This is a genomic window from Candidatus Poriferisodalis sp., assembly GCF_965219595.1.
Classification (GTDB): domain Bacteria; phylum Actinomycetota; class Acidimicrobiia; order Acidimicrobiales; family Poriferisodalaceae; genus Poriferisodalis.
In genome coordinates, this window is sequence record NZ_OZ244781.1 from 2,339,525 (window position 1) to 2,354,239 (window position 14,715).

Sequence of the window (14,715 nt, forward strand, 5' to 3'; positions counted from 1 at the left end):
AGTGCTGAGGCGCGCACAGGGGGCGCGGTGCTGATCGTCGGTCTGACAGGCGGAATCGGCGCGGGCAAGTCGTCGGTGGCGCGGCTGCTGGCCGGTCACGGAGCAGCGGTGGTGGATGTCGATGCCTTAGGCCGCGAGATCATCGCTCCCGGCGGGTCGGCGGTGCAGGCCGTGCTCGAGCGGTTCGGCAGCGAACTGGCCGGTCCCGACGGCGGCATCGACCGTCCTGCGCTCGCCTCGATCGTGTTCAACGATCCCGACGAGCTCGCAGACCTCAACGACATCAGCCATCCGGCGATCAACGAGCTCCTCGACGAGCGGATCGAGTCCATCGGCGAGGCTGGCACAACCGACGTCGTCGTGCTCGACATGGCCGTGCTCACCGAGAGCACGCTGGGCCGCGACACCCGCTTCCCCTATGAGATCGTGGTCACCGTCGAGGCGCCGCCCGACATACGGCTGGAGCGGCTCATCGAGCGCGGCATGACCTCCGAAGATGCCAAAGCGCGACTGGCTTCCCAGGCAACCGACGAGCAGCGACGCGAAGTATCCAATTTCGTCATCGGCAACGGCGGCGGGAACGACGAGTTGGCCGATGCCACGGAGAAGCTGTGGGATGCCCTGTGCCGTCTGGCAGACGAGCGCGCTGCATGAGCCCCGAAGCGCCGCCGCCCGCTCGGTACCCGCCGCAGAACCACATCCTCCGGCACCTGCGCCTCAGCCATCAGATGAGGGGTGACGGCACGCTGACAGCAACCATGCCGATCCTCGACGACCTCGCCGATGGTCCTCTGGCCGAGGGGGGCTGGCTGCGGCTCGGCGCCGTAGCCACGCTGGTGGACTCGGTGGCGGGACATCACGCCGTGCTGCAGGTGACGCCCGACTGGTCGGCCACGCTGCACCTGTCGACGGTGCTGGCTGCCCGCGCCGAGGGCGAGGCAGTGACCGCTCGCTGCACGCCGTTGCGAGTCGGCCGGAACCAAGTGGTCACCGAAACCTCGGTGACGGATGAAGCGGGAACCGAGGTTGCCCGCTCGACCTGTACCTATGCGCGCCTGCCCCGGCGCGACGACACGCCGGTCGTGGATTCCACAGCGCGCGAGAACACGGTGGACTATCGGGAGGACCACGAGCTCGATCCTCGGCCCGCGCTCGACGATTACTTGCAGGTCACCCCAGTGCCCGGCGAGCCGCGCATTGAGCTGCCGATGCACAACCGCATCCGTAACTCCTTCGGCTCGCTGCAAGGGGGCGCGTCGATCGTCGTCGCCGAGGTCATGGCGAATCACCTCGCCGGCATGGCGGCTGGCGGCGAGCGCACCTCACGCTGTGTGTTCGCCGATGTGCATTACTTGGCGCCGGGCCGCGGCGGTCCGTTTCGCGTCGACGGCGAAGTGCTCGCACGCACCGATCACCTGGTGACGACCCGCACCCGGATCTTCGAGACCGCCGGCGACACTGACCGGCTGCTGCAAACCGCCACTGCGACGGCTGCCTATCTCGACTGAGCGAGCTGGGCCGAAATAGGCATGCCGCGTGTCACACCGGCCCTCTACCGTGCAGGGCATGACCACACCGCCGCGCAACGCTCCGGCCCGGCCTCGGGCCGGCTTGCCGCGGCTGGCAGCGTTCGATGTGGACGGAACGCTGATCAACCGCCATGGCGTGCTCACCGAGCGGACTGCTTCGGCGCTGCGGGCACTTGCTGCGGCGGGCGTCGTCACCGCTTTGGCCACCGGCCGCCCGTGGCCGCAGGCCCAGTCGGTAGTGCGCCAGGCGTCGGGCGTGTCGTATGCGGTGTGTCTCAATGGGGCGGTGGTGATGGACGCCGTCGCGGGCGAGCAGATCGCCGATCGCGCAATGACGCACATCGAGGCCATCGAGGCGGCGGAGATTGCCCGCAAGCTGGTGCCAGACGTGCGGTTCGGGCTCGACATGGCCGACGGCCGGCACGTGTGGGAGCACGATTTCGCTCCGGTCATGCCCGTCGACCTGCTTGCAGACATCAGCGTTGACCGCGTCGACGATGCACTCGGCGCCGTCGACGGGCCTGTTTTGACGTGGCTGGTGCATGCCCCCGGCGTCGACACGCTGACGCTCATTGACGAGCTCGCTCCGGAAATGCCGCTCGGCACCGAGATCCGCCCGTCTGGCCTGGACATGGCCGAGATCGCGGCGGCTGGGGTGAGCAAGTCGGCGGGGCTGGAGATCATCTGCCAGCGCTACGGCTTCGACGCCGCAGACGTCCTGGCATTCGGCGATGGGCTGAACGACATCGACATGCTGCGCTGGGCCGGCCAGGCGGTCGCGATGTCCAATGCTCCCGACTCGGTCCGCGATGCGGCCGACCGGGTCGCACCGAGCAATGAGCACGATGGCGTGGCGGCTGTTGTCGAGGCGATCCTTGCCCCCGAAGGCGGGCCGCCGGCTGGGTGCGGCGGTGCGTTCGCCGCTGCGCCGCCCGACGGGAGGTCCGATGGCTGAGGAGGAGCGCCGTTCGGTATGGGAGCGAATGCGGCGCGGCATGGCCGACCACAATGCCAAGGCCCCGCGCACGCCCCTGGGAATGCCCGAAGTAGTCGACCACGACGACGCAACCGACGCTGAGGACGACACGCCCGACGGGGCGACCGCCGAACTCGTGCTGGAACGTATCCATCACTACCGGGACACCATCCGCAGCTACCAGGTTCTCATTGAGAACCAGCGAGTCGGGCAGATCCGCGACGACCAGACCGAGCACTTCGTACTGCGTCCAGGCAGCTACACGCTGCGTCTGCAACTGCTGTGGATCTTCAGCCCCAGAGTGGTCGTCGAGCTGCCCGCCGGCACCGAGACGCGCCTGATCTGTGGCCCCAACGGAGGGATCCTGCAAGCGTGGCGACTGTTCTTCGCCCCGACGACGGCAATCTTCCTTCGTTTTGCGCCCGAAGCGTGATGCAGTCTGCGCTTTGCAGCCGAAGCCTGAGCAGGGGGCAACGGTAGGGTTCGCCGCCATGAGCGAGCGGCGGGCATCTGTAAGCGCAACGTCGGATGGCGAGCTCAGGTCCGAGCTCGATGCCTGGCTCGCGGACAACTGGGATCCCGAGGCCAGCGTGCAGGAATGGTGGCAGCGCCTGGCTGCCGCCAAGCTGTCGAACCCGACGCTGCCCGAGCCGCACGGCCGGGGCTGGGGTCGCAGTGAGACACGGGTACTGGTCGAAGCGATGCGTGCCGCTGGTGCCATCGGGGCACCGGCAGGGCTGGGCATGTTGCTGGCGGCGCCCACCGTTCTCGAGCACGGCACACCCGAACAGATCGAGCGCTTCGTGCCGGCCATTTTGAACGGCACCGAATCGTGGTGCCAGCTCTTCTCAGAGCCTGGAGCAGGCAGCGACCTCGCCGGTCTGCAGACCAAGGCCATCCGCGACGGCGACGAGTGGATCGTCACCGGCCAGAAGGTGTGGACCTCTGAGGGCGCGCATGCAGATCTCGGCATGCTGGTCGCGCGCACCGACCCTGAAGCCCCCAAGCACCGGGGCCTCACTTGGTTCGCCTTCGAGATGGACCAGGACGGCGTGGAGGTTCGGCCGCTGCGCGAGATGACCGGCCGGTCGCTGTTCAACGAGGTGTTCATCGACGGGGCACGGGTGCCCCATGCGAATGTCATCGGCGAGCTGAACGACGGCTGGCGAGTGACCAATACCACGCTCATGGTTGAGCGGGCCGGCATCGGCGGCAGCCACGGCCTCGCATTCGCAGCGGCGCATCCCGGCTCCATCGCCGGTCACCTCGACCGGCCAGCCGGCACGTTTCGCGGCAAGCGGCTCCCGCTGGCGGCTGGGGGAGTGGGCCCCGGCACGTTCAACCAGCTCAGCGAAGAAGCTCGCACCCGCGGCCGTGCCGGCGACCCGGTCGTCCGCCAAGAACTTGCGGCGCTGCACACCGATCTCGAGGTGATGCGGCTGTCAGCAATGCGCAGCCGCCAGAAATCCCAGCGCACCGGCGGCGAGGGCAACTTGGCGAAGCTGCGCATGACCGCGGCCCTGCGCCGCGCCCGGTCGCTCGCAAGCACCATCCTCGGCGCGGACATGACCCTGTGGGGCGACGAAGCCGCGACCGACGGCGTGCTGCAGGAGATGGCGGTCTTCTCGCCGGCGCCGTCGATCTACGGCGGCACCGACGAGATCCAGCGGAACATCCTCGGCGAGCGGGTGCTCGGTCTCCCCAGAGAGCCCGGCCCCGATCCGGCTACGCCGTTCCGGGAACTTGCCCAGAACGCAACGTCTTGGTAGCGCGCTGTACCTTGCTCGAGGCCATCGGGGAACGCACGCCCAGCGGGCGGCACAGAATGTGAAGCGGTGAGCATGACCGAACCGCCCGAGGGTCCGGAGTCGCCGCAGGGCCTTGAGATCCTGCCGGAGGGCGGCGCCGATTTCGCCAGCGTGCAGGAGACGGTGGTGGAGCGACGGCCGTCGTCGGCGCCGCGCTTGGCCGTGTTCGCAAGCCTCGCCGCGGCCTTGGCCGTGGCTGCACTGGTCGTGGCGTGGGTACGCAGCGACAGCGAGCCGGATGCCGCGCTGGCACCGACGACCACCACGACCGAACCCCCCGCGACGACGACCACCACGGCACCGGCGCAGCCGCCGCGCACGACACTGCCACCGCCGACTGCGCTCGACGCAGCCGTCGGCGAGCTGCCGCCAGCACGCCCCGCCGCCGAGATGATCGCCACGCTCGCCGGCGACCCGACGGGCGACATCCGCGGCTTCCTGTACCAGCTCGATCTGCTGACCGGCGAGGCACGGTTCGTGCCATTGCCCGGCCTGCCGCACACGCTTGTCGATCTCGACGGGGCGCTCGTGGTGGGCATCAGGCGCGACGTATTGCGGGTGGACATCGACAGCGGCGACACCGTCGTCATCGCCGAAGACGTAGCCGAAGTGCTGCCCGCCTACAGCCCGCCGGGGATCGTGGGGGTGGTGCGCGGCACTGAGCATCTGTTCGCCCGGGTGGTCGGCCCCGACGGTGTGTTCCGCTCGGCGGTGCAGATGCCCAACGAGGCGATCGTGCACGGGGCGCTCGGCGATCATGTCGTCGTGTCGATGGCGGGCAGCGTCATGGCGCTCGACGGGCGAAACGCAGCGCTGCAGCTCGGTACCGGCCGGGTGCTCGCCGTTGGCGATGGTCATGTTGTTCGGCTGCAGTGCGAGGAGTACGGCTGCCAGATCACTGACATCTCATTCAGTGCCACTGTGGGCCCAGATCGCCGCGACGACTGGTGCGAGGAGATCTGCGCAGAGGCGTCGGGCCGCTTCGGCGAGCGCGACGACCAGGCCGAGCTGGCGCAGGACTGCTCGACGTTCTGCGAGGGCTACCCGATTTCCACCGGGGTGATCTCAGAGCGGCGAGTGGAGCTGCCCGCAGAGCTGCAGGCGGCGTCGCCGGACAGATGGAGCGAGCAAGGATTGATGTCGCCGGACGGCAATCGCATCGCGCTGCGGCTCCTGCATGGCAACGGCACGCCAGCGGGTGTGGTGGTGGTGGACTTGGCCGAGGATTGGGGTCGCCACTCGCCCGAGATCGGCATCGACCTCGGAGACATGGCGTGGGCGCCCGACAGCCGATACCTGCTGTACACGCTCGACAACGATGTCATGGTCTGGGATGTCGAGGCTGCCGAGGGGGAGCTGCCTTCGGGCCGGGCTCATGTGGGCGAACCGCTGGGACAGCTCATTTTGCGTTCGCCGAGTGGCTGAGGGAGTACGCGCGCCCGCAGCGGAGGCGGCAGGATCCTCAGCGACCAGCGATCCGGCAGGTCGCAACGTCGCCGAGTCTCCTGCAGCCTCCGCAGCTCGGTCGTCTGTGCTTAACCGTCTTTGGCGAGTTGATCTGCGGTGACGATGACGAACAGGCCGTTGGCTTCGATGAGCGGGGGTGCGTCGGGTGCTGCGCTGGCGGCGCGCACGGCGAGCTCGACGTGCGACTTGCGGCCCTCGCGGCGGGTTTCGCGCCCGGCGAAGATCACCGGCTCGTCGATGGGGACGCCGCCCCGGTAGTCGATCTCCAGGCGTGCGGTGTAGGCGGCGATACCCAGGCAGACCATGAGGTAGCCCAGAACGTCGTCGACCACGGCACATACCGAGCCGCCGTGTGCACGTCCCGGAGCGCTTTCAAAAGCCGCGCCGAAGGTGACCAGTGCCCTCACGCCGTCGCCGTCACGGCGCATGTCGACTTCCATCGCGGTGGGATTGGCCGGTCCGCTGAAAGCCCGATCGCTGAATGCCGTCACCTCGGCGCCGTCAGCGGGCCGAGGATCGGTGTAGCGACGCGCGAAGTAGTCGGCCGGTCTCGGAACCGGTGCTGAGCCGGCTTCGAGCCGCCCGGCGGTCGCCTCGGCCCACGCGGCGATCTCCGCCAGCGTCTCGGGGTCGGTGCGATGACGCACGAAGGCGTGTGCCAGCCGCCGCAGCGCCCCGGCCGCAGCGCTGCGCTCGGCGAGCTGGGTGTCGGGATAGATGAGGTGCAGGTCACCGGCCGCTTCGAGATCGGCGTCGCGGCGCGGCGACGGGTCGTTCACGGGCTGTCAGCTGCCGAGCCGGTCAGACTCGCCGTAGGGGTAACCGACCAGTTCGCTGGACGGGTGCTCGAGGTCGAATGTCCAGTACTGGCGGATCTCGGCGATCAGCCGCTCGCCGGAGTCGTCGCGCGGGCCGAAGTCGTAGTGCTCGCTGCCCCGCACGGCGAACGGCACCTCGCCGTCGGCGCCCGCTGCGCTCGTGCCAGACATCTTCCATTCGATCGCTGCGGTGTCGCCGTCGGTCACCAGCCGCTCGCAGTGCCACGACGCGCCTTGCCACTTGGAGGCGATGCGCGACCAGAAGCGCCCGATCGTTGCCGCACCTCGCACTGGGGCATGGTTCGTGTCGTAGACCACGGCGTCATCGGTGAAGTGTCCCGCCACTGCCGCTGCGTCGCCGCTGGTGCAGGCATCGAAGTAGCCGGTGATCCGCGCTTCGATGTCCGCGGCCGCTTCCGGAGTGCCTTCGGTGATGCCTGTGCTGGCGTGCTCGCTCATGCCGCCAGTCTCGCAGGCCCCCTTTTGGCTAGTCCACCGCCCATGACAGCCAGCGGCCATCGCGCCGTTCGAGCCTCAGCTTGTGCGAGAAACACTCCGACAGCGACTCGGCGGTGAGCACGTCGCCCAGAGGGCCGCACGCCAGCGGCAGACCGTCGCGCAGCAGCAGCCCGTGGGTGAACGACGGCGGGATCTCGTCGGTGTGGTGGGTCACCAGCACCGTTGCCGGAGTCTCAGGATCCGCGGCCAGCGATTCCAGACTGGCCACGAGCTGCTCCCGGCCTGCGAGGTCCAGACCGGCGGTCGGCTCGTCGAGCAGCAGCAGCTCCGGACGGCCCATGAGCGTGCGAGCCAGCTGCACGCGCTGCTGTTCGCCCGATGACAGCGTGGCGAACGCCCGGTCAGCCAGCGGACCGGCGCCCACGCGTTCCAGGCATGCCCGCGCGCTCGATCGGTCGGTATCGGTGTAGGTGTGCCACCACGTCTCCAACGCGGCGTATCGCGCTGTCATCACGATGTCGAGGGCGCTGATGTTCGGCCGGAACTGATCGCGCAGCGACGAACTCGCCAGCCCGATGCGCCGCCGGTGTTCGCGCACATCGACGGCACCCCACCGCTCGCCCAGCACCTCGACTGTGCCAGTGGTGGGGAACCGGTAGAGCGACAGGATCTTGATGAGGCTGGTCTTGCCCGATCCGTTCGGTCCCAGCACGATCCACCGCTCGTGGGGAGCGATCTGCCAGTCGAGCGGTCCCAGCACGGTGGTGCCGTCGTAGACGACTGACACATTCCGCAGGGATGCGGTCACATTCCGCAGGGAGACTGTCGGCTGGGCTGAAGGCCGATCTGCGGGCAGAGGATGGGCGTCACTCACGAGTGCTCACGTCTCGCCGCGGCGGCCTTCGCCGGCGTGTGCCACCCACGTCGCATACATCCCGGCGTACTGCCCGCCCAGCGCCACCAACTCGTCGTGGGTGCCCAGCTCCACCACGCCACCCTCGTCGATCACGGCGATGCGGTCGGCTCGCATCGCCGTCGCCAGCCTGTGCGCAATGAGCACCGCCGTGCGGCCTTCCAGCAGCAGGTCCAGCGCACCCTCGATCTCGGCCTCGGTGCTGAGATCGACGCTGGACGTGGCCTCGTCGAGCACGATCACCCTCGGCCGCGCCACGAACGCCCGGGCCAGCGCCAAGAGCTGCCGCTCGCCGGCCGACAGCGACACGCCCCGCTCGTGTACCTGGGTGTCCGCGCCATCGGGCAGGCTGTCGATCAACCGGCGCAGACCGACCAGGTCGATCGCCGCGTCGATGTCGGCGTCGAGCTGGGTGTCGCCCTCGCTCCCGGCGCGGTCGCGCAGGCCGAATGCCACGTTGTCGCGGATGGTGCCGTGGAACAGGAACGGCTCCTGGGGAACAACGCCGAGCTGGTTGCGCAGCGACGACAGCGTGACGTCACGCAGGTCCCAGCCGTCGATCGTGATCCGGCCTGCTGTCGGGTCGTAGAAGCGGATGATCAGTTTTGCGATCGTGCTCTTGCCCGCGCCCGTCGGCCCCACTAGGGCGAACGTCTCGCCGGGGCGGATGTCGAGGCTGACATCGCTCAGCACCTCGGGCGGGTCATCGCCAAACGGCTCGTCGCTGCCGGCAATGCCGCCCTCGGCATCGCCAAAGGGTGGCTGGCCGGCGCCGTTGCGCTCTGCGTGCTCGCCATTCGCCGTCGGCCCCATCCCCAGTGGGTCGAACGACACTCGCATCCGTCGCGACTCGTCTGCGTCGCCATTCACCCTGTCGCCGGCTGTGCTGTTGCTGCCGTCGCCGGCTGTGCCCGCGGTGGCCGCATCGTCGTCATAGGCGAACGACACGTTCTCGAGCCGGATGTGACCGCTCACCGGTGGCAGCTCAGCCGCGTCGGGATGCTGGCGCACGGTCGGCTGTGTTGCCAGCACCTCGCTGATCTTGCGGAGACCGGACTGGCCTTGCTGGTAGGTGCTGTAGAGCTGCGCGAGCTGCTGGATCGGGGCGAAGAACCTGGTGACATACAGCACGAACGCGCCGAGCTCCCCGACGGTGAGGCTGCCTCGCACCACCATCGCCCCGCCGATCGCCAGCACCAGTCCCTGGGCGGCAATGCCGATCGCCTCGGTGCTCGGCCCGTAGATCGCCTGCACCCGGGACATTGACAGGTTGGCGTCGCGGAAGCGAGCGGTCACCTTGCGGTGCCGCACCGCGTTCTCCAGGCGACGCCCGGTGGCTGCAATCACCCGGATCCCGGCCAGATTCTCGGACAGGTCGGCCAGCACGTCGGCGATGCGGTCGCGGATCTCGCCGTAGCCCGCCTCGCTGCGGGCCCGGAACCACAGCGTCAGGGCCACCAAAGGCGGCACGATCCCTACGAGCAGGATCACCGCCAAGACCGGGTTGTAGGTGAACAGCACCACGGTCACGACGCACACCGTGAGCACCTGGATCAGCAGGTTCACGAAGCCTTCGTTGATGAGCAGCGCCACGTACTCCATGTCGGAGGTCATGCGGCTGAGCAGCACGCCGGACTTGGCCGTGGTGTACCAGTCGAGCGAGAGCCGTTGGTAGTGGCTGAACAGGCGCAACCGCAGGTCGAACATGACCTGTTCGGCAATGCGCCCGTTCAGGCGTTGACGCAGCCGGCTGAGCAGGATGCTCACTGCGACAACGCCGAGAAAGATCAGCACCACCATGTTGAGCGCGAAGCGGTCGCCCGCCTCGATGCCGCGATCGATGCCCTGCTGGAAGAGCACCGGCACCGCTTGCATCGCCGTGGTCTCGAGGCAGAGCAGCAGCAGTGCCAGGCCCACGCTCCAGCTGTGCGGCACCAGCATGTCCCGCAGGCCGAACGGGCGCGCCCGCCCGCCCCCGGCACCTCCGGCGACATGGTCGAAGTCGACGTCCGGCTCGGGGTGGGCCGGCTCGGCCTCCAGCAGCTTGTTCGCGCCTTCCTGCATCTCGGTCGGCACGCCGGCGAACGGCAGCCCCGCTGCGGCGCTGGCCTGTGTCGCGGTCGGCCCCATGTGGCCGGGGCCGCCGACCATCACCATGATCCGCTGCTCCCGGGCGTGCCGTCGGCGGTGGCGAATCGGTCCGGATCGCTCGTGTCGCCCCCCGCGGCCAGCACCTCGACATAGCGGGGCTCGGTGGCCATCAGCTCTGCGTGGGTGCCGTCGGCAGCAACTCGCCCGCCGTCCAGCAGGATCACCCGGTCAGCCAGGCTGATCGTGGACAGCCGGTGAGCGATCACGATGGTCGTGCGCTCGGCGAGCAGCTCGGTGAGTGCCTCGTGGATCTTCGCCTCGTGCGCCACGTCGATGGAGCTCGTGGCGTCGTCGAGAATCAGCACGGCGGGATCGGCGAGGATCGCCCGTGCGATGGCGATGCGCTGGCGCTGGCCGCCTGAGAGGTCGTAGCCGCGCTCGCCGACCACGGTGTCGTAACCCTCGTCGAGCTCGCTGATGAAGTCGTGGGCCTGTGCCGCGGTGGCAGCGGCGACCACATCTGACCTGGCGGCATCGGGCCGTGCGTAGGCGATGTTGTCGTGAATGCTGGCCGAGAACAAGAAAGGCTCGTCGGGCACGAGGCCGACGGCTCGGCGCAGGCTGTCGCCGGTGAGGGCGTTCACGTCGTGACCGTCGACCGAGATGGTGCCGCTGCCGAGGCTGTAGAAGCGCATCAGCAGCCGGGCGAGCGTCGATTTGCCGCAGCCGGTACGCCCGACGACCGCGACCCGCTCGCCGGCGCCGATGTGCAAGTCGAGCCCGTCGAAGACCAGCGGCGCATCGCTATCGGCGCTTGCTGTTCCCGCTACGCCCCCGACCGTCTCGGTGCCGTAGGCGAATCGCACGCCGTCGAATCGCACTTCCATGCCCGAAGGCCCGCCGTGCGAGCCCTCTCGTTGGGGTAGATCGACCGCGCCGGGACGGTCTGCCACGAGCACCGGCTCATCGAGCACCTGGAAGATGCGCTCTGCGGACGCCTTGGCCCGCTGGCCGAAGATGAACAGCATCCCGATGAACCGGAACGGCGCCTGCAGCAGCAGGATGTACAGGTAGAAGGTGGCCAGATTGCCCACGGAGAGCGAGTCGCCGATGATCAGGTGACCGCCCACCAGCAGCACCATCGCCATTGCCAAGTTCGGCAGGTTCTCGACGACCGGCGTGTAGTGCGCCCTGGTGTTGTGCTGCAGCATGTTGGCCCAGCGCAGTCGTTGGGTCGCCCGGGCCATCTCCTCCACCTGACGGGCCTCGGCGGCAAAGGCCTTCACGACACGAACGCCGTTCACGCTCTCGTGGGTGACGGTGGCGACCTCAGCGTTGCGTGACTGGATGATCCACGACAGCGGGAACATGATGCGGCGCAACCGCTGGCCCAGCACGTAGACGGCGGGCATGATCAGCATCGTGATGGCAGTCAGCGGCAGGCTGATCCATGCCATGACCGCGATCGCCACCACGAAGCTCAAGAGCTGCACCGACACAATCGGCGCGAAAGCCAGATACATCTGCACCGAGCGGATGTCGGAGTTGGAGCGGGAGATGATCTCGCCGGTCTGCACCCTGTCGTAGAACGCGAACGACAGCCTGCTGAGGTGGGAGAAGAGCAGCGTGCGCAGCTGGAACTCCACCCGGTGGCCCATGGAGAAGAGCCCGTAGCGGTAGGCGTAGGTGAAGATGCCGCGTGCGACGCCGAGCCCCACCAGGGCGATGACAAACGCCCACAGCGAGCTCGAGCCGGCGCCTTCGAGCCCGAGAACTGCGGCGTCGACGGCCAAGCCGGCGATCCACGGTGCAATGGCCCCCGCTCCCGTCGCCAAGATGGCGGCGATCACCGCGACGACGATGCGCGCCCGCTGGCGTCGCAGCAGTGGTCCGAGTCGCCGGATCCAGCTCAGCGAACGGTCCGCTCGGATCCAATCGCCGCTGAATTCGTCGCCGAGTTCGTCGGCTGAATTCGCCTCGGGAGGCGCGCCGTCGGCGTTGGGATCGGGCTGCGCGGCGGACTCCGCGGGCGCAGTGGGTGGGGCCACCCGCATCCCGGCGAGGCTACCGGCGCCCCTGTTCGGCAGGCCGGAGCTTGCGGGTACCGTGGACGGCGCCACTGGGGCGCTCGGGGGTGCACGGCACCGGCATGACGCTGGGACTCATCGCAGGACTTGGGATTGTCGTCGCGCTCATCGTCTTGAATGGCGTGTACGTGGCAGGCGAGTTCTGCTTGCTTGCTGTGGATACCTCGCAGGTCGACGTTCTGGCCGGCCAAGGGCAACGACGAGCCCGCGGCGTACGGTCGCTGCTGCGGCGGCTCAACTTTCATCTCGCCGGCGCTCAGCTCGGCATCACGCTGACGTCGCTGGTACTCGGCATCATCGCCGAAGACACCGTGGGCCGGTTGATCGAATGGGCGTTGGGCGGCTGGGGCTCCTCGCTGGCATCGGCCGGGGTGGTCGCCGTGGTGGCGATCGCGCTCGCCGCGGCCTTCCAGATGGTCTTCGGTGAGCTGCTCCCGAAGAATCTGGCCGTGTCGCGGCCGCTGGGCACCTCGCTCGCACTGGCACCGGTCCTGCGCCTCTACGGCACCATCGCCGCGCCCCTCACGCTGCTGTTCAACGGCATAGCCAACGCCACTGTGCGCGGGCTGGGCCTCGAGCCCACCGAAGAGCTCCGAATCGTGCGCACCCGCGACGAGCTGGAGTACGTGGTGCGCTCGTCGCGCCGCAGGACGCTCAGCGACGCCCAGGCCGATCTGCTGGTGCGAACGCTGCGCCTGGGTCGCAAGGACGCAGCCGACGCGCTGACGCCGCGTACGTCGATGTCGGCCGCGAGCGCTGCAGCAACGCTCGCGGAGCTGGTGGAACTGGCGCGCACCAGCGGGCATTCCCGGTTCCCGGTGCTCGGCGCAAGCTCTGACGACGTGCTCGGCATCGCCGAAGTCCGCGATGTGTTCAGTATCGACGCGGCCGAGCGTGACCGCACGCTCGTGGAGTCGATCATGCGGCCCGTCGTCGCGGTGGCCGAGAGCCGCAAACTCGATGGCGTCCTCGCCGACATGGCAGCCTCGGACTGCCGGCTGTGCGTGGTGGTGGACGAGCACGGCGGCACCGCCGGCATTCTCACCCGCGAGGACATCGCCGAGGAACTCGTGGGCGACATCGCCGACGAGTTCGACGAGCCCGCTGTGCTCACGTTCAGCCGGCCGGGCCAACCGGTGACGCTTGCCGGCACGGCCACGCTCGACGAGGTGGAGGAGGCAGCAGGCCTGACGGTGCCGCCAGGGCCCTACGAGACGCTGGCGGGTTTCGTGCTGGAACGCCTGGGCGAGATCCCCTCGGTGGGAGCAGCTGCCATGTGGAACGGCTGGCGCCTCGAGGTCACGCAGACCGATGGGCTCCGCGTGGTCGAGGTGCGCATCAGGCCTCCTGAGGTGGCCGAAGAAGGCGACGCTGATGCGGGGGGCGGCGCATCATGACCACGCTGGCCATTGCGGTGGGTCTGGTGCTCATCGTGTTCAACGGCGCCTTCGTCGCCATCGAGTTCGGCCTCATCGGCGCGAAGCGCGCCGTGGTGGACGGCGCCGCAGCGACGGGCAAGCGTTCGGCCCTGGCAGCGCAGCGCATGCAGTCCGATGTGCTGACCACGCTCGGGGGAGCGCAGTTGGGCATCACCCTGTGCTCGCTGGCAGTGGGTCGCCTGACCGAGCCGGCCATCGCCAGGCTGATCGAGAGCGCCGTGCACGGGATCGTCGAGATCCCCGACGCCGTGCTGCACACCATCGGCTTCGGCATCGGGCTGGGCATTGTGACCGTGCTGCACATGGTGTTCGGCGAGATGGTGCCCAAGAACCTGGCGCTCATCGGGCCCGAGCGCACCCTGTTGGTGCTCGCCCGGCCCATGGCTGCCTACCTGTATGTGGCCCGTCCCATCGCCCGGGCGCTGCAATGGGTGGCAAATGGCATGACCCGCATGCTCCGTGTCCAGCCGACCTCGGAACTGGCCGATGTGGCAACTCCTGCCGAGCTGACGCTCATGGCGCGCGACTCGCTGGCCGAGGGCCACATCGCACCCACCGACGTCGCTCTGCTCGAACGGGCGATGCGTTTCGAAGCCACCACCATCAGCGAGGTCATGGCGCCAGCGGGGGAAGTCGCGGCCGCGCGCCTTGCCGATGGGATCGCCACGGTCGAGCAGCAGTTCGCTCGGACGGGCCACTCGCGGCTGGTGGTGCTGGGCAGTGGTCCCGACGATGTGCGGGGAATGCTGCACAGCAACGATCTGGCGGCGTTCGTCGAGCGTGATGCCGTGGATCTGGCCGCGGCGGACCGGATGGTCGCTGCGACCCGGCCCGCGGGCCGCGGCCTCGTGCGCCGGATGCTGCAGTTCGGTCCCGACGTGGCGCTCGATGAGGCACTGCGCCGCATGCAGCGCGCTCGCATTCATCTCGCCGTCGTCGCCGATGCTCATGGGCGCACGCTCGGGGTCGTTGCGCTGGACGATCTGCTGCGCAGCCTGATCGGCGAACCGGACGCCGGCATCCCAGATATTGCGCGGACCGGCGAGCCAGGGGGTGGCACACTCCCTTCTGACTAGGCCCTGCTGGTTAGGCTTCGCCGCTCGTTGCGAGGCCCGGTGCGGCCGAGGG

The 14,715-nt window shown here is 68.9% G+C and carries 13 protein-coding genes; 8 read left to right on the top strand and 5 right to left on the bottom strand.

The window, feature by feature from the left end; translation table 11 throughout:
- Positions 1-27: 27 nt before the first annotated feature.
- The 6 genes from coaE (at position 28) to ACOQPE_RS10445 (ending at position 5,738) form a co-directional block, all read left to right on the top strand.
- Positions 28-654 carry a dephospho-CoA kinase gene (gene coaE, locus ACOQPE_RS10420; RefSeq protein ID WP_420608844.1) on the top strand — a complete coding sequence of 209 codons (627 nt, stop codon included), beginning with the start codon at positions 28-30 and terminating at the stop codon, positions 652-654.
- Complete coding sequence (locus tag ACOQPE_RS10425; protein WP_420608845.1) at positions 651-1,508, top strand: hypothetical protein; 858 nt, start codon at positions 651-653, stop codon at positions 1,506-1,508. The genes coaE and ACOQPE_RS10425 overlap by 4 nt, the downstream gene beginning before the upstream one ends.
- 58 nt (positions 1,509-1,566) lie before the next feature.
- The gene (locus ACOQPE_RS10430) at positions 1,567-2,484 is read left to right on the top strand and encodes an HAD family hydrolase (protein WP_420608846.1); all 918 of its coding nucleotides are present in this window, start codon (positions 1,567-1,569) and stop codon (positions 2,482-2,484) included.
- Positions 2,477-2,938, top strand: a complete 462-nt coding sequence (locus tag ACOQPE_RS10435; protein WP_420608847.1) for a hypothetical protein — start codon at positions 2,477-2,479, stop codon at positions 2,936-2,938. Before ACOQPE_RS10430 ends, ACOQPE_RS10435 begins: the two co-directional genes overlap by 8 nt.
- 58 nt (positions 2,939-2,996) lie before the next feature.
- On the top strand, positions 2,997-4,274 hold the full coding sequence (locus ACOQPE_RS10440) for an acyl-CoA dehydrogenase family protein (protein ID WP_420608848.1): 1,278 nt from the start codon (positions 2,997-2,999) through the stop codon (positions 4,272-4,274).
- 66 nt (positions 4,275-4,340) lie between these two features.
- The gene (locus tag ACOQPE_RS10445) at positions 4,341-5,738 is read left to right on the top strand and encodes a hypothetical protein (RefSeq protein ID WP_420608849.1); all 1,398 of its coding nucleotides are present in this window, start codon (positions 4,341-4,343) and stop codon (positions 5,736-5,738) included.
- Positions 5,739-5,848: 110 nt separating this feature from the next.
- Here ACOQPE_RS10445 and ACOQPE_RS10450 read toward each other — a convergent pair whose 3' ends face one another.
- From ACOQPE_RS10450 to ACOQPE_RS10470, 5 genes are all read right to left on the bottom strand, one after another.
- Positions 5,849-6,559, bottom strand: coding sequence for a hotdog domain-containing protein (locus tag ACOQPE_RS10450; RefSeq protein WP_420608850.1), 711 nt, complete (start codon positions 6,557-6,559; stop codon positions 5,849-5,851).
- Between the two features lie 6 nt (positions 6,560-6,565).
- Entirely contained in the window at positions 6,566-7,057 is a 492-nt protein-coding gene (locus ACOQPE_RS10455) for a nuclear transport factor 2 family protein (protein WP_420608851.1), read from the bottom strand.
- Positions 7,058-7,085: 28 nt separating this feature from the next.
- Entirely contained in the window at positions 7,086-7,865 is a 780-nt protein-coding gene (locus tag ACOQPE_RS10460) for an ABC transporter ATP-binding protein (RefSeq protein WP_420608852.1), read from the bottom strand.
- A gap of 72 nt (positions 7,866-7,937) precedes the next feature.
- A complete protein-coding gene (locus ACOQPE_RS10465) occupies positions 7,938-10,127 on the bottom strand; it encodes an ABC transporter ATP-binding protein (protein ID WP_420608853.1) in 2,190 nt (729 codons plus the stop codon).
- On the bottom strand, positions 10,121-12,115 hold the full coding sequence (locus ACOQPE_RS10470) for an ABC transporter ATP-binding protein (protein ID WP_420608854.1): 1,995 nt from the start codon (positions 12,113-12,115) through the stop codon (positions 10,121-10,123). Before ACOQPE_RS10470 ends, ACOQPE_RS10465 begins: the two co-directional genes overlap by 7 nt.
- Positions 12,116-12,195: 80 nt before the next feature.
- On the opposite strand from ACOQPE_RS10470, the gene ACOQPE_RS10475 reads away from it, so the two are divergent.
- Positions 12,196-13,545: a hemolysin family protein gene (locus ACOQPE_RS10475; RefSeq protein ID WP_420608855.1), complete on the top strand. Its 1,350-nt coding sequence runs from the start codon at positions 12,196-12,198 to the stop codon at positions 13,543-13,545.
- Positions 13,542-14,663: a hemolysin family protein gene (locus tag ACOQPE_RS10480; protein WP_420608856.1), complete on the top strand. Its 1,122-nt coding sequence runs from the start codon at positions 13,542-13,544 to the stop codon at positions 14,661-14,663. The genes ACOQPE_RS10475 and ACOQPE_RS10480 overlap by 4 nt, the downstream gene beginning before the upstream one ends.
- Positions 14,664-14,715: the final 52 nt, after the last annotated feature.